This window comes from Sandaracinobacteroides hominis (assembly GCF_016464365.1).
Lineage (GTDB): Bacteria > Pseudomonadota > Alphaproteobacteria > Sphingomonadales > Sphingomonadaceae > Sandaracinobacteroides > Sandaracinobacteroides hominis.
The window spans coordinates 118,719-139,155 of the sequence record NZ_JADCUC010000006.1 but is presented as its reverse complement, the minus strand read 5'-3'; the positions used below and the strand labels follow the sequence as shown (position 1 = coordinate 139,155).

General features: G+C 65.5%; 20 protein-coding genes and 2 riboswitches. Of the genes, 9 read left to right on the top strand and 11 right to left on the bottom strand.

All coding sequences use genetic code 11. From position 1 onward, the window contains the following. Window positions 1–24: 24 nt before the first annotated feature. The 3 genes from gcvT to IM784_RS13340 form a co-directional block, all read right to left on the bottom strand. On the bottom strand, window positions 25–1,155 hold the full coding sequence (gene gcvT, locus IM784_RS13350; RefSeq protein ID WP_199555839.1) for a glycine cleavage system aminomethyltransferase GcvT: 1,131 nt from the start codon (window positions 1,153–1,155) through the stop codon (window positions 25–27). 41 nt (window positions 1,156–1,196) lie between these two features. After that, window positions 1,197–1,318: riboswitch (glycine riboswitch) on the bottom strand. Window positions 1,319–1,326: 8 nt separating this feature from the next. After that, window positions 1,327–1,423, bottom strand: a riboswitch (glycine riboswitch). An 82-nt stretch (window positions 1,424–1,505) separates the two neighbouring features. Further along, on the bottom strand, window positions 1,506–1,643 hold the full coding sequence (locus tag IM784_RS13345; RefSeq protein ID WP_199555838.1) for an entericidin A/B family lipoprotein: 138 nt from the start codon (window positions 1,641–1,643) through the stop codon (window positions 1,506–1,508). Between the two features lie 61 nt (window positions 1,644–1,704). Further along, window positions 1,705–2,676, bottom strand: a complete 972-nt coding sequence (locus IM784_RS13340) for an NADPH:quinone oxidoreductase family protein (RefSeq protein ID WP_199555837.1) — start codon at window positions 2,674–2,676, stop codon at window positions 1,705–1,707. Window positions 2,677–2,775: 99 nt separating this feature from the next. Here IM784_RS13340 and IM784_RS13335 point away from each other — a divergent pair, with 99 nt between their 5' ends. After that, window positions 2,776–4,365 (top strand): AMP-binding protein, encoded by a 1,590-nt coding sequence (locus IM784_RS13335; protein ID WP_199555836.1) that lies wholly within the window; start codon window positions 2,776–2,778, stop codon window positions 4,363–4,365. Between the two features lie 100 nt (window positions 4,366–4,465). Here IM784_RS13335 and IM784_RS13330 read toward each other — a convergent pair whose 3' ends face one another. From IM784_RS13330 to IM784_RS13320, 3 genes are all read right to left on the bottom strand, one after another. Continuing rightward, entirely contained in the window at window positions 4,466–6,898 is a 2,433-nt protein-coding gene (locus IM784_RS13330; RefSeq protein WP_199555835.1) for a CHASE2 domain-containing protein, read from the bottom strand. A 74-nt stretch (window positions 6,899–6,972) separates the two neighbouring features. Next, entirely contained in the window at window positions 6,973–8,748 is a 1,776-nt protein-coding gene (locus IM784_RS17465; RefSeq protein ID WP_199555834.1) for a FecR domain-containing protein, read from the bottom strand. A gap of 5 nt (window positions 8,749–8,753) precedes the next feature. Continuing rightward, entirely contained in the window at window positions 8,754–9,479 is a 726-nt protein-coding gene (locus tag IM784_RS13320; RefSeq protein ID WP_199555833.1) for a response regulator transcription factor, read from the bottom strand. A 591-nt stretch (window positions 9,480–10,070) separates the two neighbouring features. Between IM784_RS13320 and IM784_RS13315 the strand changes: the two genes are divergently transcribed. Continuing rightward, window positions 10,071–10,325, top strand: coding sequence for an SWIB/MDM2 domain-containing protein (locus IM784_RS13315; RefSeq protein WP_199555832.1), 255 nt, complete (start codon window positions 10,071–10,073; stop codon window positions 10,323–10,325). A gap of 199 nt (window positions 10,326–10,524) precedes the next feature. On the opposite strand, the gene IM784_RS13310 is transcribed toward IM784_RS13315, so the two are convergent. The 5 genes from IM784_RS13310 to IM784_RS13290 are packed head-to-tail and all read right to left on the bottom strand — an operon-like array spanning window position 10,525 to window position 15,289. Continuing rightward, entirely contained in the window at window positions 10,525–11,649 is a 1,125-nt protein-coding gene (locus IM784_RS13310) for an NAD(P)/FAD-dependent oxidoreductase (protein ID WP_199555831.1), read from the bottom strand. After that, the gene (locus IM784_RS13305; RefSeq protein ID WP_199555830.1) at window positions 11,646–12,362 is read right to left on the bottom strand and encodes a methyltransferase domain-containing protein; all 717 of its coding nucleotides are present in this window, start codon (window positions 12,360–12,362) and stop codon (window positions 11,646–11,648) included. Before IM784_RS13305 ends, IM784_RS13310 begins: the two co-directional genes overlap by 4 nt. A 2-nt stretch (window positions 12,363–12,364) precedes the next feature. Then, window positions 12,365–13,438, bottom strand: a complete 1,074-nt coding sequence (locus tag IM784_RS13300; RefSeq protein WP_199555829.1) for a type III polyketide synthase — start codon at window positions 13,436–13,438, stop codon at window positions 12,365–12,367. 52 nt (window positions 13,439–13,490) lie between these two features. Next, window positions 13,491–14,378: a tyrosine recombinase gene (locus IM784_RS13295; RefSeq protein ID WP_199555828.1), complete on the bottom strand. Its 888-nt coding sequence runs from the start codon at window positions 14,376–14,378 to the stop codon at window positions 13,491–13,493. Then, window positions 14,375–15,289, bottom strand: coding sequence for an SMP-30/gluconolactonase/LRE family protein (locus tag IM784_RS13290; protein WP_199555827.1), 915 nt, complete (start codon window positions 15,287–15,289; stop codon window positions 14,375–14,377). The genes IM784_RS13295 and IM784_RS13290 overlap by 4 nt, the downstream gene beginning before the upstream one ends. A gap of 129 nt (window positions 15,290–15,418) precedes the next feature. Here IM784_RS13290 and rmuC point away from each other — a divergent pair, with 129 nt between their 5' ends. The 7 genes from rmuC (at window position 15,419) to IM784_RS13255 (ending at window position 20,422) form a co-directional block, all read left to right on the top strand. Next, complete coding sequence (gene rmuC, locus IM784_RS13285) at window positions 15,419–16,954, top strand: DNA recombination protein RmuC (protein ID WP_199555826.1); 1,536 nt, start codon at window positions 15,419–15,421, stop codon at window positions 16,952–16,954. Between the two features lie 63 nt (window positions 16,955–17,017). Continuing rightward, window positions 17,018–17,620 (top strand): imidazoleglycerol-phosphate dehydratase HisB, encoded by a 603-nt coding sequence (hisB, locus tag IM784_RS13280; protein ID WP_199555825.1) that lies wholly within the window; start codon window positions 17,018–17,020, stop codon window positions 17,618–17,620. 4 nt (window positions 17,621–17,624) lie between these two features. Further along, a complete protein-coding gene (gene hisH / locus IM784_RS13275; RefSeq protein WP_199555824.1) occupies window positions 17,625–18,233 on the top strand; it encodes an imidazole glycerol phosphate synthase subunit HisH in 609 nt (202 codons plus the stop codon). After that, window positions 18,233–18,955, top strand: coding sequence for a 1-(5-phosphoribosyl)-5-[(5-phosphoribosylamino)methylideneamino]imidazole-4-carboxamide isomerase (gene hisA, locus IM784_RS13270; RefSeq protein WP_199555823.1), 723 nt, complete (start codon window positions 18,233–18,235; stop codon window positions 18,953–18,955). The genes hisH and hisA overlap by 1 nt, the downstream gene beginning before the upstream one ends. After that, window positions 18,952–19,728, top strand: a complete 777-nt coding sequence (hisF, locus tag IM784_RS13265; protein ID WP_199555822.1) for an imidazole glycerol phosphate synthase subunit HisF — start codon at window positions 18,952–18,954, stop codon at window positions 19,726–19,728. The genes hisA and hisF overlap by 4 nt, the downstream gene beginning before the upstream one ends. Continuing rightward, the gene (locus IM784_RS13260) at window positions 19,725–20,042 is read left to right on the top strand and encodes a phosphoribosyl-ATP diphosphatase (protein ID WP_199555821.1); all 318 of its coding nucleotides are present in this window, start codon (window positions 19,725–19,727) and stop codon (window positions 20,040–20,042) included. The genes hisF and IM784_RS13260 overlap by 4 nt, the downstream gene beginning before the upstream one ends. Further along, a complete protein-coding gene (locus tag IM784_RS13255; protein ID WP_199555820.1) occupies window positions 20,039–20,422 on the top strand; it encodes a histidine triad nucleotide-binding protein in 384 nt (127 codons plus the stop codon). The genes IM784_RS13260 and IM784_RS13255 overlap by 4 nt, the downstream gene beginning before the upstream one ends. Window positions 20,423–20,437: the final 15 nt, after the last annotated feature.

Genomic DNA, 20,437 nt, shown 5'->3' with positions numbered 1-20,437 from the left:
CGGTGGCTAAAATTGCGGCCAAAATCAGCGGACATAGGTCTTCTGCCAGAAGGGCATCGGGACGACGGTCGCCGCCAGCCGCTTGCCCCGCACTTCGACTTCCAGCGCTGTGCCGTCTGCGGCATGGGCGGCATCGACATAGGCCATGGCGACCGGCGCGCCGACCGACGGGCCGAAGCCGCCGGACGTGACGACGCCAACTTTGGCATCGCCCACGAACACGTCGGCACCTTCGCGGGCGGGCTGGCGCCCATCGAATTTCAAGCCGACACGCTTGCGGGCGGGGCCATCGAGCAGCGCCTTCAGGATGCGGTCGGCTCCGGGGAAGCCGCCTTCGGTCTTGCGGCGCTTGGAAATGGCGAAGGCGAGCCCGGCTTCCACCGGCTCGATCTCCGGCGTCAGATCATGGCCATAGAGCGGCAGGCCGGCTTCGAGGCGCAGGCTGTCGCGGGCGCCGAGGCCGATGGGCTTCACCGATGCGTCGGCCAGCAGCGCCTTGGCGAAGCGTTCTGCGTCCTGCGGATCGAGGGAAATCTCATACCCGTCCTCGCCGGTATAGCCCGAGCGGCTGATGCCCAGGCGTACGCCCTGCCATAGATAGGGGCTGGCCTGCATGAACTTCAGCTCGTCGATTGCAGGAATGCCGGGGAATTCGGGACTTACGCCCAGGCGCTTCATCACGTCGACCGCTTCCGGGCCCTGCAGGGCCAGCAGCGCCGCGCCCTCCATGTGCGTCAGTGTCAGACCCTTGGGCAGGCTCTTGCGCATATGGGCGATATCGTCGTGCTTGGTGGCGCCGTTCACGACCAGATAAAAGCCATGCGAGCTGTTGGTGACCATCAGGTCGTCGAGGATCCCGCCATCGTCGGCCAGCAGCAGGGAATAGCGGATGCGGCCGGGTTGCAGCGCCTTGAAATCGCCCGGCGCAATGCTTTCCAGCCATTCGGCGGCGCCCTCCCCTTCCAGCGTGAGCTGACCCATGTGGCTGACATCGAAAAGACCCGCATGCTGCCGAGTCCACAGATGTTCGTTCATCACGCCCAGCGGATATTGCACCGGCATGGCATAGCCGGCGAACGGCACCATGCGGCCTTCCAGCGACAGGTGCAGCGCATCGAGCGGCAATTTCAACAGGTCGGCGGAGTCTTCAGCCATGGACGCACCTCGTGACTGCAAGGCAGCGATATACTGCCTGCCCGCCCCCGCCTGTCACGAGACCTGAGAGCTTTCACGGCAACCTTTACGGTCGCAGCTTACCCCTTCGGTGGCCGCGAAACCGGGTGAAACCCGAACCGGGGCGCTTTCCAGACTGCCGTTTCAACACGAAGCGACGCTGCGGTCCTTTGGCCTGAGAGATTCCGGGGGCGGTTGCTCCTTCGGCGGCTTTGCAGTTGCCCGCATCGCACTCTCCCGCAGCGTCGCCGGTTGCCCCGGAACAGGGCTTCCGCCGACTTGTCCGGCCTTGGAGCAACCGCCCGATTCGGTCAATGGCGCGAGACGTCGCGCTACTTGTTCTCGTCCGCGGTTTTCGAGATTTCCTTGCCGGCCGACTGCATGTCCTTGCCGACGCCTTCGGTCGTGTTGCACGCGGTCAGCAAAACCAGCGAGGACAGGAACAGGGCTCCGATATACGACTTCTTCATGTCTGATCTCCACGGGCCGTGCGCCCGCGAAGAGAACCAGTTCCGGGCCTGACTGTTCCGCTCAACCGCGAACCCGGATCACGGCCTTTCCAAGCAGCGTGCCGTCTTCCATGCGGCGAAACGCTTCCGCAGCGGATTCGAACGGCACCTCCAGCCCTACCTGCGGCCGGAGCTTCCCCTCTGCCGCCAGCCGGTCTATACCGGCAAGCGCCGCGCGTCCGATGGCGGGGTCCTGCCGGCCCGCCTCCCCGGCGCGAACGCCAAGGATCTCCAGCCCCTTCAGCAGGGCGAGGTTCGTCGGGAGCGGATCGGGACGCCCGCCAACAAAGCCGATCACCAGATAGCGACCGCCCCAGCGCAGAGTTTTCAGCGCCGGGACGACGGCTGCGCCTCCCACCGGGTCGAACACCACATCGCACTGGGCCTTGAGCGCGGTAAAGTCGGGCGCCTCGCGGTCCATCTCCACCACTTGCGATGCGCCCGCCGCCAGCGCCGCTTCGCGCTTGGCGCCGGTGGAGGCGACCGCCGTGACGCGGGCGCCGAGTGCAACGCCCATCGATACCGCCGCAAGCCCCATCCCGCCGCCCGCGCCCAGCACCAGCAGATGTTCACCCTGCGCGAGCCTGCCGCGCACCTGCAGGGCGACCCATGCCGTGAGCGCCCCGGTGGTAAAGCCGGCGGCCTCCGCGTCTCCGAGCGCTTCGGGAACCGGGCGAAGCGATGCTAGCGGCAGCGTCAACTGCTCTGCCAGCAGCCCGGTGCGGCCACCGACCAGCATTCGCAGGCCCAGAAGGTCCGCCGCCACCCCCTCGCCCACAGCCGTGATGCGGCCGACGCCTTCCATGCCGGGCGTGTAGGGCAGCTCCGGGCGGAACTGGTAGCCGCCGGACAGCATCAGCAGATCGGGATAGTTGAGGCCGACTGCAGACATCGCAACCGTCGCCTCGCCGGCGCCGGGTGCCGGCGGATCGGGAAGTTCCTGCAGCTCAAGTGCCGAAATTCCCTCGAGCTTCTCGACGCGCCAGGCCCGCATTTTGCCATTTCTCCTGAACCCTCTCTCCCTTTTGCGCGGTTGCTGGCCGGCTTGCACGATGTAAATTCAACAGGAGGGTTTGTTGTGGAGAGGAGTGGCATGGTCTCGTTCGGAGAAATTCTGGAGCGGCTTGGCGGAAAGCTGGGAAATGCCCCCGCGCTGATCCATGGTGACGAGACGATCGACTGGGCAACGCTGAACAGCCGTTCCAATGCGCTGGCGAATGCCTTTGCCGTGGCGGGTGCCCGCCCCGGCGACCGGCTGGCGCACCTGATGCGGAATTCGCCGGCCTATCTCACGACCACGGTTGCCGGATTCAAGGGCCGGCTCGTGCATGTGAACGTCAACTATCGCTATACCGGCGAGGAACTGCACTACATCCTCGATAACAGCGACGCAGCCGTGGTCGTCTTCGATGCGGAGTTCGCGGAGGTGCTTGGCGGCCTCAGGGACAGGCTGCCGCATGTAAAGTTGTGGCTCCAGGTAGGGGGCGAGACGGCGCCATGGGCGCAGGATTTCGACGCGGTGGCACGCGGCGATTCCACGCCAGTCGCGGCGGATCACCAGCCGGACGACATGTTGTTCATCTATACCGGCGGCACGACCGGCATGCCGAAGGGCGTGATGTGGGACCAGTCCGTGTTGTGGCAGGCACTGGGCGGCGGTACCGCGAGCATCGGTGGCGAACCGCCGGCCTCGCTGGAGGCGCATCTGGAAGCTGTGCTGGCGAATCCGGCGCGGCGGAAGTTGCTGGTACTGCCGCCACTGATGCATGGAACGGGCCTGCTGATGGGCATCTATGCGCTGGCGCTGGGTGGAACGGTGATCACCGCCACCGGCCGCGGTTTCGAGCCGGAAGAGGCGCTGGCCCTGTCCGAGCGGCACAATCCGGACTTCTGCGTGATCGTTGGCGACGCCTTTGCCCGGCCTTTGCTGCGCAGCATCGAGGCTGGAAAGGGCAAGCTGGGGCGAATCACGGTAATGATCTCCTCCGGCACGATGTGGTCCCCGGAAATCAAGGCGGCGCTGATCGCCCACTGCCCGACCATGCTGTGCGTCGATTCCTATGGCTCCTCCGAGGGCCTTGGCTATGGGGCGGCGGTCACGTCGGTGGCGAATAGCTCGGAGCCGACACGCTTCATGCACGATCCGGATACCATCCTGCTGGCGGAAGAGGAGGATGGCAGCCTGCGCGTGGTGACCGATCCCGGTATTCAGGGGCGGGTAGCCCGCACCGGCGGCCTGATCCCGCGCGGCTATTGGAAGGATCCGGAAAAGACCGCGCGCACCTTCGTGGAAGTTGGCGGGCGGCGCTTTACCATGCCCGGTGACTGGGGGGTGCTGGAGGCTGACGGGACGCTGACGCTGCTGGGTCGTGGCAGCCAGTGCATCAATTCCGGTGGCGAGAAGATCTTCCCGGAAGAGGTCGAGGAAGCGCTGAAGACGCATGCCGCCGTGGAGGACGCGCTGGTGTTCGGCGTGAAGGACGAGAAATGGGGTCAGGCGGTCACGGCCGTTGTGGAGACGCTTTCATCCGCCGCGGAAGCCGATCTGATCGCGCATGTGAAGGCGAACCTGGCCGCCTACAAGGCGCCGAAGCGGGTGGTTGTGGTGCCGAAGGTGCCACGCGCACCGAACGGCAAGGCAGACTATGAAGCGGCGCGGGCGCTGGCAGAGGCTGCAGCCTAGGACGAATCTTGTTCTGACTGCATCGGAAAGGCCGCTCTATCTTCCTGTTTTTCCGCGTAGGTTTTCGAGCTGGGTGAGTCTACCGCTCCGGCCCTCATCCTCAGGCCTTTGCCCGGGGCAGGCGCATCCCGAAGATCGATCCCTTGCCTTCCACCGAGGTAACGCTGACCTGCCCTCGGTGGCGTTCGACCACCGCCTTCACGAAGGCAAGGCCGAGCCCTGCTCCGGGTGCGGCGGTTGCGGCGGGGGCGCCTTCGGGGGGAGCGAGGCGGCTGAACGCCTCGAACAGCTTGCCGAGGTCCTCTTCCGCGATGCCGCGGCCCTGATCCTCGATTTCGGCGATCACGAACTTGTCTTCCAGCCGGATTCGCGCCTGAACGTGGGTGCGTTCGTCGCTGTATTTGAGCGCATTGCCCAGAAGGTTGGTGATCGACCGGGTGAGCAGCGCTCTGTCGCCGGTGACCAGTGCTTCGGTTTCCGGAACGTCGGAGACGATGCGGATGCGCTTGGCGTCGGCGAGCGGCCAGAGGTCGTCGACGGAATCCAGCAGCGCATCGGACAGGTTGAAGGTTTCCACGACAAATCGGCCGCTTTCGGCGCGGGCGAGATGGACGAAGTCGTCGGCGAGGCTGAGCGTCTGGTGCGCATAGCGCTCCAGCCGGCGGGCCAGTTCGGGCGGCACTTTCTTGCCCTCGGCTTCCAGCACGGCGAGGATGGAGGCTTGCGGCGCCCGCATGTCGTGCGTCAGCAGGCGCAGTGCATCCTCGCGCTGGCGTTCGGACGCGCGCAGCTCGGTGATATCGGCAAAGCGGCAGATCCAGCCCAGCGGCCGGCGCGCGGCGTCGGTGAAGAAGGCGACGCGAATTTCGAGGCTGGTTCCGTCGGCCAGCCGCGTTTCATAGCCGTTGTCGGTCGTTGCCGAGGATGCAAGCGACATCCGCTGCATCGCATCCATCAGCTCGACGGCGCGCGGATCGGGCAGGCGCGGATCGGAATCGAGGCTGCGGAACAGCTGATCGAGCGGCCGGCCCAGCAGGTTTCCGGCCAGCCGCTGCTCGAACAGCGCATCGGCGGCGTCGTTGGCGATCAGCACCATGCCCTCAAGGTCGGTGACGACGGCGGCATCCGGCAGGCTGTCCAGCGACTGGGCGACGAAACGCCTGAGGTCGCGGATGTCGCGAATGGCTTCGTGCATCAGCAGGATCTGCCGCTCGACCGGGTCGCCGGAAAGTTCGGCCTGGTGGCGCGGCAGCACCGCAGGTTCGGATCGCAGCTCGCGCAGTTCCGCCACCATATAGCGGCTCGCGAGATCAAGCCGGCGCCATCCCCAGAGCGGATAGATGAGGCCGATGCCGAAAAGCGCCATTGCCGGCGGCAGCCAGAAGCGGAAGACGGCAAGCGAGAGGAAGGTGATGAGGAAGACGGCGAGGCCGATTCCTACCCCCAGCCAGAGGTTCACCCGCGGCCCGAGGAACAGCAGGCTCATCATCAGCAGCCAGACCGGAAGCAGCGAGAACAATATCCACGCCCAGGGGGGCGCTGCGCGGATCATCCGGTCAGCCAGCAGACTATCGACGTAATTGGCGTTCAGTTCGACGCCGGGCATGGTTTCCAGCGTTCCCGACATCGGCGTCGAGAAGCGGTCTCCCATGCCGGAGGCGGTCGCGCCCACCAGCACGATGCGGCCGGCGATCAGATCGGGTGGAACCCGGCCTGCCAGCACATCGGCGAAGCTGAAGCGCGAATAGGTGCCGGCGGGGCCTGCGAACGGAATCAGATCGCGAACCGGGGCCAGCACTTCGGAATTGGGGGCGGGGCGCGGAGCGGCGAGCAGGGCATTGTCGCCCCGCACCACGGCCGCGACCGCCTCGCCCATGTGCAGGTTGCGGCGCCCGTCCCCGTCTGTGAGGCGGTCTACTGCGCGAACCACCCCGTCGCGGTCGGGGCGGGTTGCCACATGACCTGTGCTTCTTGCCGCGCTGCCGATGGGTTCCACGGGCGGAATCTGGATGGAGGGAGCGCCATCCGGGCCGGGGATTTCGACGATGGACGGCAAGACCAGCCGGCCGTTTCCGGCAATGGCGTCGGCCAGCTTTCGATCGGCTACCGGATCGGACGCCTCGGGAAAGAGCACATCGTACCCAACCGCCGCAGGGCCCGCCTCGGTCAGTTTTTCGATCAGTCGCGCATGGACTTCCCGGTTCCAGGGCCAGAGACCGATTTCCGACAGGCTGCGGTTATCGATGGCGACAATCAGCACGCGCTGGCTGGCCGGTGCGGGGTTCATCCGCAGTACCAGGTCATAGAACAGATTGTCGGCCCGTACCGGCGGCCACAAGGTGCTGATGGCTATCATGGCAAGCGTCGCCGCCACCAGCACGGCCCACCATTCGAACAGCATCCGCCGGCTCTGGAAGCTGAACTCGCCTGTCTGGCCGCGCGCAAGCGGGCCATCTGCCGGCCCAAGCGCAAGCGGGACGTCAGAGACGGCTTCAGCGGCTGGGCCGGGCCGGGCGGGGCGCTGGATGTTCACGGTTTCAGGCTAGGCCAATCCGTTGCGCGGGGGAATCCACCCTGGAGATGCAGGCCGAATCCTTCGGCGCAGCTTCAGGCGCGGGCGATCGTGCGCCGACGGCGCAGGGCAAGACCGACCAGCCCGAAGCCGGAAATCAGCATGCCCCAGACAGCCGGTTCGGGAATGGTGCTTCCGGGAACGAAGGGCGGATTGGTCGGGGTTTCGTCGGGGCCGCCGTTCACGGGCCCCTGCCCACCGTCGCCGGGAAGGCCGGTAGGGGGATCGGGATCGACAGGAATGATCTGCGGGCCGCCATCGCTTCCGCCGGGCGGAACGGGATCGACCGGTGGCAGGACTACCGGGCCATCGGGATCGGAGGGACCGCTGCCACCCTGACCACCACCGCCAGCACCGCCACCGCCAGCACCGCCGCCGCCAGCACCGCCGCCGCCAGCACCGCCGCCGCCAGCACCGCCACCACGGCCGCCGCCGCTACCGCCAGCACCGCCGCCGCCGCTACCGCCCGCGCCACCGAGGAAGCCGCCGCTTTCAGGCTGGCTGACCTCGGGAAGTCCGGCAACAGGATCTTGAGCAGCCTCTTCGATAGGGATCAGGCCGACGTCAGCGCCCGGAACAATCGGGTCGGCGCCGAAGCCGCCACCGCCACCGTCAGATACCGCCAGCAGCAGATCGCCGGATTCGCCCTCGAACCAGTTGAATTCGGGCTGCATTTCTTCACCCAGGCGCGCGATTTCCTCGGCCTTGTCGTTCTTGCCATTGCCATCTGCATCGGCCGTCGGTCCATCATAGCTGCGCGTGAACGCATATTCGACCGGCCGGCCCGTGAGCCCAAGGTTGTCGATGGCAAAGGCGCGGACATGATAGTCGCCGTTGGGCACGCCATCGAATACGGCGAGCGTGTCCGTGGTCTCCACGCTGCCGACTCGGTCGACGAAGCCGGCGTCGGCGGCGATCTCGACGAGATACTTCACTGCCCCGTTCACGGGCTTCAGCCGGAAGGTAACGGCCTTGGCGTCCTGCAGCCGTTCGGGCGTTTCGACGGCGGGCGCCGGCAGAAGCGCGAACGCCTTGGAAGCGCCTTTGGAGGTGGTGATGTTGCCATAGTCGGCGCGCACCAGAACTTCCTCGATGCCGCCGATGCGGGAAACGGCGACCTTGCCTTCGGTGACGACGGTTGCCGCCTTCAGCTCTTCCGGGGTGTAGGTCACCTTGAATTGCGTGCCGCGGACGGCGGCCACCGCCACCGGCGTGCTGATCAGGAAGCGCGATGCCGGATTGGACATCGGCGTGACCTTCGCCTCGGAACGCCCCTGCTCCAAGGTGAAGCGCCGATCGATCGAATCGGACATCGGCACCTGGCGCAGGCGCGCAAGGCGGATGCGGCTGGCCGACGGCAGCGAAACCTGGCTGTTGTCCGGCAGCGTCAGTGTGGCATAGCCGTTGGCGCCGGTCTCGATGATGTCGCCTTCGGCTAGCGCCATGCCCTTGGCCACCGGCTGACCGGCCTTGCCGCGCACCACGCGCACGTCGCCGCGGAAGGCAGCCAGTTCGGCGGCGATGGGATTGGTCTTCAGCCAGACGCTGCGCAGGCGAAGGGCCGTGCCCGCCGGAATGTCGGACGGGTCCTTCAGCTTGTTGAGCGCTTGTGCCCGCCGCCAGTCTTCCGGCCGTTCAAACCATTTGCCCGCCAGCGACTGCAGCGTGTCGCCGGGCTTGGTCTTGTAGATGATGATTTCGTCGGTCGCTTCCGCCTGCGCACGTTGACGCTGCTCCAGACGCGCCCCGTTGGGGAGCGCCGGTGCAGTTGCGGCCAGCAACAGCAGCAGGGTGGGACCAGCGAAGCGCATGGCGGCTAGGCGGCCATCTCGTCCGCGCCGCCGTCGGACGACTGCGCGTTGGTGGGTTCGAGACGATAGCCGTAGGAATAGACCGGGAGCACGCGGAAGCCGTTTTCAGCCCGAAGGTTCAGCTTGGAGCGAATGCGCGACACATGGGCGTCGAGCGTGCGCGTCTCGGCCTCGGGGCTCTGGCCCCAGATGCTCTCCAGCAGATAGCTGCGGGACAACGGCCGCGACATGTTCTCGAACAGCATCATCGCCAGCGCCATTTCCTTGGCAGTCAGCTTCACCGTCTCGCCATGGACTGTCGCGGTTTCGGTCGGCACGTCGAAGGTATAGGCGCCATAGGAAGCGGTGGACTTCTGCGGCTTGTTGAGCTGGGCGCGGCGCAGAGCTGCCTCTACGCGGGCCATGAAGATGGTCGTGTTGAGCGGCTTCACGATATAATCGTCGGCACCCGCGGCCAGACCCATCACCACATCCTCGTCGTCGGAGCGGCTGGTGATCATCAGGATTGGCAGGGTGGCATGCTGGCCCTGACGGACATTTTCCAGCACTTCGATGCCGGACATGCCGGGCATGTTCCAGTCGATGACGAGGAGGTCGAACGTATCCTGCCGCAGCCTGTTGATCAGGCTGCGCCCCTGGTGGAACACCTCGCATTGATGGCCGGCATCAGCCAGCAGCTTGGCTACAAGCTCCGTCTGCGCCTTGTCATCGTCAAGTACCGCGCACCGCATTAGATTCTGTCCAGTCCTGACCCGTCATTGTTGTACCTGGCGCTTATATGGTTTTCTTCGCCAGTTTTGCCACGAGGGATGCAATAGCACTCTCCGCAGACGTTAACTGTAAACTTGTGATTCCATCCAATCAACCGGCTCGCACGGTGCCAAAGGAAATCGACACAAACTGTGCTTTTTACGCAACTTTTCCCAACCGGCTGACAGGTTAACCCAATATCTCACAAGGGTTGAAATCGCATTCGAATCCGCCGATTCACGGGCGCAATTGCGGCGGGTTTAAGCATGTTATGGCCGTATCCGGTCGTCAGAACCCCCGCAGGCTCGCTTTCAGCGGCTTCCTCAGCGCTGCAACAGCGTGCTCTTTGCCACAAAAGCGCAAAAATCGCTCCATTGGGAGCAAAAGCGGCTCTTTCGCGTTTGACGAAGGCAAAAAGCAGTGAAATGAGGGAGCCACAAGGGTCGGGGCGATGTCGCTCGCTGGACCTTGTTTGCGGGTTCGGTGCATTCGATAGGCCGGCCCCGTGGCAAAGTTTGCCGGCGCCCGGCCATGTGGCCGGCCCGGCTATGGGTGATAGGGAGAGGGACCAGATGGCCGACAAGAAACCGAACGCACTTCAGACGCCCCTGACGCCCTCGCCGCAGCTGGCTGCCGTTGTCGGCAGCGACAAGCTCGCACGGGGCGAGGTCGTCAAGAAGGTGTGGGACTATATCAAGGCCAACAATCTTCAGGATCCGAAGGACAAGCGCCGCATCAACGCCGATGCGAAGCTGAAGCCGGTTTTCGGCGTGGACAGCGTGACGATGTTCGAGATGAACAAGCACCTGGCAAAGCATCTGTCGTAAGCGGCTGTGATTAGCGCAAAGCGCTAACGCACAGACTCGCTGGAGACACGGCCGGCGAGCAAAAGGGCGGGGCAGAACCCCGCCTTTTTGACTCGTCCGACGAGCGGGCTTGGCCCGCACCTTTCTTTTGCTTCTTTCCTTAAACCCAAACCGGACTCGGCGGCTCAGCCGCCGGCCGGATCCAACCGCCGACACCGGCCTAAACCGCCAAGGCCCGCCCAACAGCTCCACGCCCCAACCGCGTAAACCCAACCCCTACGCGCATCAGCCCCGGCGCCAGCGCCAGCACAGCTGCCACCCGATCCCGCCACAGGCCGTCGTCCGACCGCCGCTGCAGCCACGCCGCCCGCCGCACCGCGCCGCCGGCATCCTTCGCCAGCCGCCGGTAATAGGCGCCCTGCCCCGCCCCGGTCAGCAGCGCTTCGGTTGCCAGCCGCGCACTGTGCAGCGCAAGGCTCATCCCGTCTCCGGTAAAGCTGGGGATGACGGCCGCCTGATCGCCCAGTCGCCAGCCAGGCTCCGCCACGCCCTTCACGGGACGATGGAGAAAGCCATAGGGTACGCCGGAAATGGCAAGCGGCCGATCCAGCAACGGCACGGCGCCGGCCAACCGCTGGCCCAGATGCGGGACTTCTGCGGAAAGGTCGGCCAGCAGCGCCGTAAAATCGCCGCCAAGTCGCTTCCACCGTTCGGGCGACACCAGGAAGCAGAGATTGGCGGCATCGCGCTCCACCATCTGCAGCCCGGCATAGCCGCCCTGGAACAGGATCAGCTCGACATGGCCGGAGAGAGCGGAGCGCTCGGCCGGGGTGAGACGGAAATAGGCCTTGAAACCCAGCTGCCCGTTCAACGTGCCCTCGCCGGGGCGGCCGATCCCGCGCAGGTCATGCTTGCCCGTCGCGAGCAGCAGGTTCGCCGGTCGGACAAGCGTGGTCGACGCAACTACGGCACCGTCAGGCTTCACTTCCCGCGCGCTGATGCCGCGCTGCACATCGGCGCCGGCTTGCATTGCGATCTCCAGCAGGGCTGCGTCCAGCGCGCGCCGGGTGACAGAGCGGGCGACAAAGCCCAGCCCCGATACCGCCGAGCGGGTCGCCGTTACCAGCCGAAGCTTTTCGATGGAAACGGCGCCCAGAGCCTCCAGATCGAGCCCGAGCCGGGCGAGCCATGTCTGCGCCTCCCAGCTGAGGAACTCGCCGCAGATCTTGTGCGCGGGGTGGCGCTCCTTTTCCCACAGCGTCACCGGCCAGCCGGCCCGCGCAAGCCAGATGGCGGCCGCCGCCCCCGCCGGGCCGCCGCCGACAATCAGCGCGTCGCGGCTCATGCCTTCAGGCGCCCGACGCAGAGGCGAAACATCGGGTGCCAGCGCAGCCGGGCATCGGAAATGCCGGCCTGCGCCAGCAGCACCCTCCATTCCTCCGCCACGAACGCGCGGCGGACGCTGAGCGCGCCGTCATGCCGGACAAAGCGATGCCAGCCCATCGTCCACGCCAGCATCCGGAAGCTGCCCCACGCCAGCCAGTGCCGATGCAGATCGTTGATGAACCAGCCGTGGCTTGCTGTCTGCTCCTGCCAGCGCAGCAGGCGCACCACCTGTCCGTTCGTCAGATGATGGGTGAACAGGGCGCTGATGATCGCATGCGGCTGCTCGGCCGGGCTCCAGTCGAACAGATCGCCCTGATGCCAATCGATGCGCATGGCGGACGGCGTATTGGCTATCGCCAGTTCGCGACACTGCGGATTGAGATCGATGCCCGTCAGCCGCGGACGCAGACCGCGTCTTTCGGCCCATAGATGGATTCGCCGCAGCATGGCGCCCTGCCCATAGCCGAGATCGGCCACGCGCAGTTCGGTTCCCTGCGGCCAGCCGGCGGTGAGGCGTTGCAGGAACGCCATCGTGGGATGTGCCGCAAAGAGCAGCCGGTTGACCTGCTCCAGATCGGCGAGGCAGCCGGCGAAGTCGGCAAGCGGGATCGCCTGCGTGTCCATCCACTCCGGCTCGTCGCTGCGGGCCGAGAAATCCGGCCAGGCTTGCACGGTCAGAGCTTCTTGAAGGTGAACGTCTCGCAGGCAAGGCCCGGCCCGAACGCCATCGCCAGCCCATTGCCCGGCTGCGCCCCGGCCAGAATCCGCTGCAGCACGAACATCAGCGTCGCCGAGCTCATGTTGCCGAAATCCTTCAGCACGCCGCGCGACCAGTCCAGCCTGTCCTTCGCCAGCTCCAGCCCGGTTTCGACCGCGTCGAGGATCGCCTTGCCGCCGGCGTGCACAGCGAAAATGCCATAGTCTTCGGCTGGCCGTCCGCGCAGCACGCCATCGGCGGCGTTGCGCATCCGCTCGTCCGCCATGGCGCGCTGGATGTGCTGCGGCACATGGCCGGAGAGATGCATGTCGAAGCCGGTGTCGCCGATATCCCAGGTGATGAGGCCCTGCGATTCCGGAAGCGCGAAGCTGAGGAACTCGTTCAGCGCCACGCCGGTTTCGTCGGCCGTGACGAGCGCCGCCGCGCAGCCGTCTCCGAACAGCAGCATGGACAGCAATTTTTCAACGTCGAGCGTGTCCTGGAAATGCAGCGTGCACAGCTCGATCGTGACGACCAGCACCCGCGCCTTCGGATCGGAGCGGACGATGTGATGCGCCAGCCGCAGCGAGTTCACCGCGGCATAGCATCCCATATAGCCGACCAGGGTGCGCTCGACGCCGGGATCGAGACCCAGGTTTCGCACCAGCACCTGATCGAGGCCGGGCGCCATGAAGCCGGTGCAGCTGGCAAGGACGAGATGGGTGATGCGCGACAGGTCCGTATCCAGACCCTCGATCGCCTTTGCCGCCAGTTTCGGGGCGACTTCGCCATAGCGCTGCATCCGCCGGCTGGTGGGCGGGAAGGTGCCGGGGCTGTAGAAACCCTCGGCGTCGGCGACGAAACCGTCGGGGTTTTCCACCGGCCGGAAGCTGGAGAAACGGCGCGAGATCCCCGAACGGCCGGCGAGGCGCTTGAACAGAGCCGCTTCGCGACGCCCATCCAGCAGTTTGCCGACGAACGTTTCAAACGCGACATGGACGTCGTGGTCCGGAACTGCGGTGGAGATGCCGTTCACATGCGCTATGGTCATTCCGGCATCGTGACACAGTGCGTGTGCCCGGTCGACCTCAAACCTGCCGACCTCAATCCTCCGATAGAGGGTGCAGACGGGTGACGGTCGAGACGAGCCGACCCGCATCGACATGCGTGTAGATCTCGGTGGTGGAGATATCGGCATGCCCCAGCAGCGTCTGCAGGGCGCGCAAGTCTGCGCCGTTCGCCAGCATATGGGTGGCAAAGGCGTGGCGCAGGACGTGGGGGGAAATGCGCGCCGGATCGATCCCGGTCCGCGCCGCCAGCGCCTTTACCAGCTGATACAGGCGGACGCGTGTGAGGTGCGTCTTGCCGGATGGAAACAGCCATCGGCTGTCCTTGGGCACAAGCTCCAGTTGAGCTTCGACCGCCGAAAGCGCGGCGGGCGAAAGCGGAATCATCCGCTCCTTGTTGCCCTTGCCGGTAACGATGGCGAACGGTTGCGGCGGGCGGATCGCATTGCGCGGCAGCGAGACCAACTCGGTGGCGCGCAGGCCCGAGCCATAGAGCAGTTCCATCAGCGCCTTCAGGCGGATGGCCTGCGGGCCGGGATTGGCGGCCATATCCTCGTCCAGCGTCGCCAGAAGGCGGTCGACTTCCGCGACCGACAGCGTCTTTGGCAGGGGCCGACCGGGCTTTACCGACGCCAGCGCCAGTGCCGGATTGTCGGGTCGGATGCCCTCGGCCAGCAGGAAGCCGAAGAACCGCCGCAAGGCCGAACGCTTGCGGGCGATGCTGGAGGCCGCAAGCTCGCTCCACCCTGCGAACAGCATTTCCAGATCGGTAGTGGTGGCGGACGCCAGCCGCCCGTCCAGCGCTTCCGAAGCGCCCGTCAGGTCGCGACCATAGGCGGCAAGCGTGTTGCCCGCTGCCCCGCGCTCGGCGGCCAGCATGTCCAGGAAGGTGGCGATCGCCCGGCTGTCAGGCAGGTCCGTCATGCATTGTAGTTAAGCCGCAATCCCGGTTCCGGCCAGCGGGCGAGCGCAAGCTTGCCGGTGGTGGAGAGGCAGATCGCAGCGTCGCACATGTCGGCGCCGCCAAAGGCGATGTTGGTGGTGAGGAGATCGGGAAAGGCGTGGAAGACGATTTCGCCGGTCGCCGGGTCTGCGACGCCGATGCCAGGATTTTCCACCAGCGTCGCCTGGGCGATCTTGCCGCTGGCCAGAACCGCCATCGAATCGAGCAGCGTGCGGCCCGGGAAATCGGCAACGACGCGACCTGGAATGGCGGCCAGCGGCGAGGGCGCCACTTCGCCCGGGCCGGTGATGTCGAAGGCGAGGATGTGGCTGCGGGTGGTGAGCGCGGTGTAAACCGTCTTGCCGTCAGGCGATAGGCCGCAGCCGTTCATGTCGGGACCATAGACGGCGCGCTTCAGTTGCCCGCCGCCTGGCGTGACATAATAGAGCCCGCCATGGTCGGTGTGGTGCGGGAAATGCTTGCCGAGATCGGTGAACCAGAAGCCGCCCGCAGCGTCGAAGACGATGTCGTTCGGGCCGGAAAGCCTGTGTCCCTCATAGCTGTCGAACAGACGCTCGACCTTCCCTGTTGAGAGGTCGATGCGCTCGATGCGGCCGGTTTCGTAATTGTCGGCTGCAGCGCCGGGAATCAGCATGCCGTCGATACGGCCCCAGTTGAAGCCGCCGTTGTTGCAGACGTAAAGCGCGCCATCCGGGCCGATGGCGAGACCGTTGGGACCGCCGCCGGGGGTGGCGACGGCGCTCACCTTGCCATCCTTGGCGATGCGGCTGATGCGACCGGCCTCGATTTCGACGAGGATGATGGAGCCATCGTCCATCATCACCGGCCCTTCGGGAAAGGCGAGGCCTTCGGCCAGAATTCTGAAATCCATTTCTCTCCCCATTCTCTGTTTGGGCCATGTTTCACCCGCCCGAGGCAGGAGGCAAGGCGCAGAAGAAATAGCGTGACTCGGGCGCAGATGTTCGCATAATGTTCCGCGATTGGATCGACAGGTGTTCGTATGGATTTGCTGACGATTGTGCTGATTTTGCTGGTTGCAGCCATTGGGCTGCTGCTGTTCGTGGCTGTGCGGCAGGGGCGGCCGGCGGCTTTTCCAGTCGATGCGATGGCGCGGCTTCAGGCAATCGAGACGCAATTGACAATTGCCAGCAAGCAAGGCTCGGAGGAAGCTCGCGCCGCACGCGAGGAAATGCGCCAGCAATCGCAGGCGCATGCGGATGGGCTGGACCGGCAGCTTCAGGCCTTTGCCGCACGATTCAATGAATTGCTGAATTCCCAGTCCACGGGCTTCGGAACGATGCGCAGCGAGGCAGCCGATGGCCGGCAAAAACTGGAAGAGGCGCTGCGGGTTAGTTCGGACGGCTTTGCGAAATCGCAATCGGAACGGTTGGGCGAAACCAACCAGTTGATGGGATCGCTGGCCGATCGCCTGACCGGAGCGCAGAAGGAGTTGCGAGAGGCGCAGACCTCGGGCCTGAACGACGCAATCGCCGCGATCCGGACTCTGTTGGAACAAAATGGTGCGCAGCACGAAGCGCTGCGCACGGCCGTGGCCGATTCTCTGGACAAGGTTCGCAACGACAATTCCGAAAAGCTGGAACAGATGCGGCTTACGGTGGACGAGAAGTTGCAATGGACGCTGGAAAAACGTCTGGGTGAATCCTTCCAGCAAGTGAGTGATCGGCTGGAGCAGGTGCATCGCGGGCTGGGGGAAATGCAGAATCTGGCCACCGGCGTGGGCGATCTGAAGCGCCTTATGGGGAATGTGAAATCGCGTGGTGGCTGGGGCGAGGCGCAGCTGGAGATGCTGTTGCAGGATATCCTCACGCCGGAGCAGTATTCTGCAAATGTGCGGATCAGGCCCGATTCAACCGAGATCGTCGAATTCGCCGTCAAGATGCCGGGCAAGGGGGTGAGCGACGCGCCGCTTTGGCTGCCCATCGATGCAAAGCTCCCGAAGGAGGACTATGAACGGCTGCTGGCGGCGCAGGATGCCGGCCTGACAGACGAGATCGAGGCGGCATCGGCGGCCCTGGACCGCTTCATCCGCCAGCAGGCGCGGGTGATCTGCGAAAAATATGTCCATCCGCCCTATTCAACCGATTTCGCCGTGATGCACCTCCCCACCGAGGGCCTGTTTGCGGAAGTCATCCGTCGACCGGGGTTGGTAAGCGAACTGCAGAACAACTATCGCGTGATGGTAACGGGGCCAACAACGTTGGCGGCGCTGCTGACCAGCCTGCAGATGGGCTTCCGGACGCTGGCTATCGAGAAGCGGTCGAGCGAAGTCTGGCAGATTCTGGCGGCCGCAAAGGCGGAGTTCCAGAAATACGGCGATGTCTGGGAAAAGCTTGGCAAGCAGTTGGATACCGCCAAGCGCACAGTTGACGATGCCGGTCGGCGCACCCGCGCGGTGAGCAGGCGGCTCCGCGACGTGGATGTGCTCAGCATCCAGTCGACGTCACCCGTCCTTGAGGCGTTTGCCCCGGACGATGCCGACGAAACCGATGGCGATGAAGCCGAAGCCGCCGAATAGCCGCACGCAAGGTTGAACCGCAGCCCTCGCCTGCTATAGCCGCGGGCCTCGAAAGGGCGCTCGATGCGAATTGGAACCGTTACCCGCAAGACTTCGGAGACCGATGTCTCCGTGACCGTCAACCTGGATGGAACCGGCAAGCGGTCCATCTCCACGGGTATCGGCTTCTATGACCATATGCTCGACCAGCTCGGCCGGCACGGCATGTTCGATCTGGAGATCAAGACGGTCGGCGACTTGCATATCGACGGCCACCACACGGTGGAGGACACCGCCATCGCGCTGGGCGAAGCGTTTGCCAAGGCACTTGGCGACCGCGCCGGCATCACACGCTATGGCCACGCCTATGTGCCGATGGACGAAACGCTTTCACGCGTGGCGCTCGACATTTCCGGCCGACCCTTCCTGGTCTGGAAGGTGAACTTCACCCAGAGCCAGCTAGGCGGGATGGATTGCGAGCTGTTCTGGCACGTGTTCCACAGCTTTTCGCAGGCGGCAGGGATCACCCTGCATGTCGAGACGCTCTATGGCTCAAACAACCACCATATCGCCGAAAGCTGCTTCAAGGGCCTTGCGCGCGCCTTGAAGCAGGCGGTGGCAATCGATCCGCGGCAGGCGGGCAGCATTCCATCCACCAAGGGAAGCCTTGGCGGAACCTACGTCTGACGCGATGGCCGTAGCCCTGATCGACTATGGCGCAGGCAATCTGCGTTCGGCAGCGAATGCGTTGCAGGCGGCCGGGGCCGAACGCGTGGACGTTAGCAACGACCCCGCCGTCGTCCGTGCCGCCGACCGCATCGTGCTGCCGGGCGTCGGGGCCTTCGGCGCCTGCGTTTCGGCGCTTCGTGCCATCGACGGGTTGGAAGAAGCCCTGAACGAGGCCGTCCACCAGCGCGCCGTGCCGTTCCTGGGCATCTGCGTCGGCATGCAGCTGATGTCTGATGAAGGCCATGAGTTCGGCGTGCACCGCGGCCTCGGCTGGGTGCAGGGCTCCGTCCGCCGGATGGAACCGGGAGGCGAGTTGAAAATTCCGCAGATCGGCTGGAACGAAGTGGAGCCGCGCGCGGGCAGCCTGATCGAACCCGGCTATGCCTATTTCGTGCACAGCTATGCCCTGCAGGCCGCCGACCCGGCCGATATCGCCGGCACCGCCAGCTATGGCGCGCCCATAGTCGCCGCTGTCCAGCGTGCGAACATGCTGGGTTGCCAGTTTCACCCCGAGAAAAGCCAGGGCTATGGCCTGCGGCTGCTCCGCCGTTGGCTTGCCTGGAAACCCTGATGCCGTTCACAATCTATCCCGCAATCGACCTGAAGGGCGGCGAAGTCGTCCGCCTTGCGGAAGGCGACATGGACCGTGCCACCGTCTATGCATCGGACCCGGCCGCCCAGGCCCGCGCCTTTGCAGAGGCCGGCGCCGGCTGGCTGCATGTCGTTGATCTGGACGGCGCCTTCGCCGGCGAGGCGCGCAATGCCGCTGCCGTGGAAGCGATCCTCGCCTCAACGCCTGCGAAGGTGCAGGTGGGCGGCGGCATCCGCAACATGGCCTCCATCGAGCGTTGGTTCAGGTTGGGCGTGGAGCGGGTGATCATCGGCACCGCAGCATTGACCGATCCGGCGCTCGTCCGCACCGCTGCCGCCGACAATCCGGGCCGCGTCGTGGTCGCCGTGGACGCCCGCGACGGCAGGGTGGCAACGCGCGGCTGGGCCGATGTTTCCGATGTGCCGGTCGCCGATATGGGGCGGCGTTTCGAGGACGCGGGTGTCGCCGCGCTGCTGTTCACGGATGTCGGCCGGGACGGCCTGTTGAAGGGCGTCAACATAGAGGCGACTGCCGCACTCGCGGCGGCGGTGAAGCTGCCGGTCATCGCCTCGGGCGGGCTTGCCGACAAAAGCGAGATCAAGGCCCTGCGCCTGAAACGCGGCATCGAGGGGGTGATCGCCGGACGCTCTCTCTATGATGGCCGCATCCAGCTTGCCGAAGCCTTGCAGGCCGCGAGATGACTCTTGCCGTGCGGGTCATCCCCTGCCTCGACGTTGCCAACGGCCGGGTGGTGAAGGGCGTGAATTTCCTCGGCCTGCGCGACGCCGGCGATCCGGTGGAGGCTGCCGCCCGCTATGATGCGGCGGGCGCCGACGAGCTGGTGTTCCTCGATATCACCGCCTCCCATGAGGATCGCTCGACGCTGCTCGACATCGTTTCGGAAACGGCGGCGCACTGCTTCATGCCGCTGACCGTTGGAGGCGGCGTGCGAACCCATGCCGATGTGCGGGCACTGCTGCAGGCGGGCGCCGACAAGGTTTCCGTCAATTCCGCCGCTGTCGCCCGCCCCGAGCTGGTGGGAGAGCTGGCGCGCACCTTTGGCGAACAATGCATCACCGTCGCCATCGACGCCAAGGCCGTGGCGCCCGAGCGCTGGGAAATCTTCACCCACGGCGGCCGCCGGGAGACGGGCATCGATGCAATCGCGTTTGCGCGGCAGATGGCCGAGCTGGGCGCCGGCGAAATCCTGCTGACCTCGATGGACAGGGATGGTACGCGCTCGGGCTATGACCTGCCGCTGCTCCGTGCTGTCAGCTCCGCCGTCCCGGTGCCGGTCGTCGCTTCTGGCGGGGTCGGCGGGCTGGACGATCTGGTCGCCGGCGTGACCCAGGGTGGCGCATCTGCCGTGCTGGCTGCCAGCCTGTTCCACTTCGGCGAAGCCTCCATTGCCGACGCCAAACATGCGCTGATGGCGGCACATGTCGCCGTGCGACCGCCGGAGACCGTAGCGTGAGCGACATCCTGGAGCGGCTGGAAAAACTGATCGCAGAGCGGGCGGGCGGCAGTGCCGAAACCAGCTATGTGGCGAAGCAACTGGCAAAGGGCCCGCTGAAGCTGGCCGAAAAGCTGGGCGAGGAAGCGGTGGAAACCGTCATCGCTGCCGTCGCCCAGGATAGCGAGGCGCTGGTTGGCGAGGCAGCAGACCTGATTTTTCACTTGCTGCTGGTGCTCAACGGGCGCGGCATTTTGCTACAACAGGTCTATGCGGAACTTGAGCGGCGCGAAGGCCGTTCCGGGCTGGATGAAAAGGCGGGGAGACTGACATGAGCGTCGCCAACGGCAGCCCGTATGACGAGAACAATATCTTCGCTCGCATCCTGCGCGGCGAAATCCCGGCGAAGAAGGTCTATGAGGACGACTACGCCTTTGCCTTCCACGACATCAATCCGCAGGCGCCGGTGCATGTGCTGGTGATCCCCAAGGGCCCCTACGTGAGCATGGCGGATTTCACCGCCAATGCTTCGGATGCGCTGGTCAGCGGCTTCTTCCGCGCCGTAGGCGAAGTCGCGCGCCAGCTCGGGCTTGAGGAAGACGGGTATCGCATTCTCGCCAACGCAGGCATCAATTCGCATCAGGAAGTGCCGCACCTGCATGTGCATATCTTTGCCGGACGGCCACTGGGGCCGATGCTGTCGCGCGGGATGTAGGGGCGCCCGGTCTCC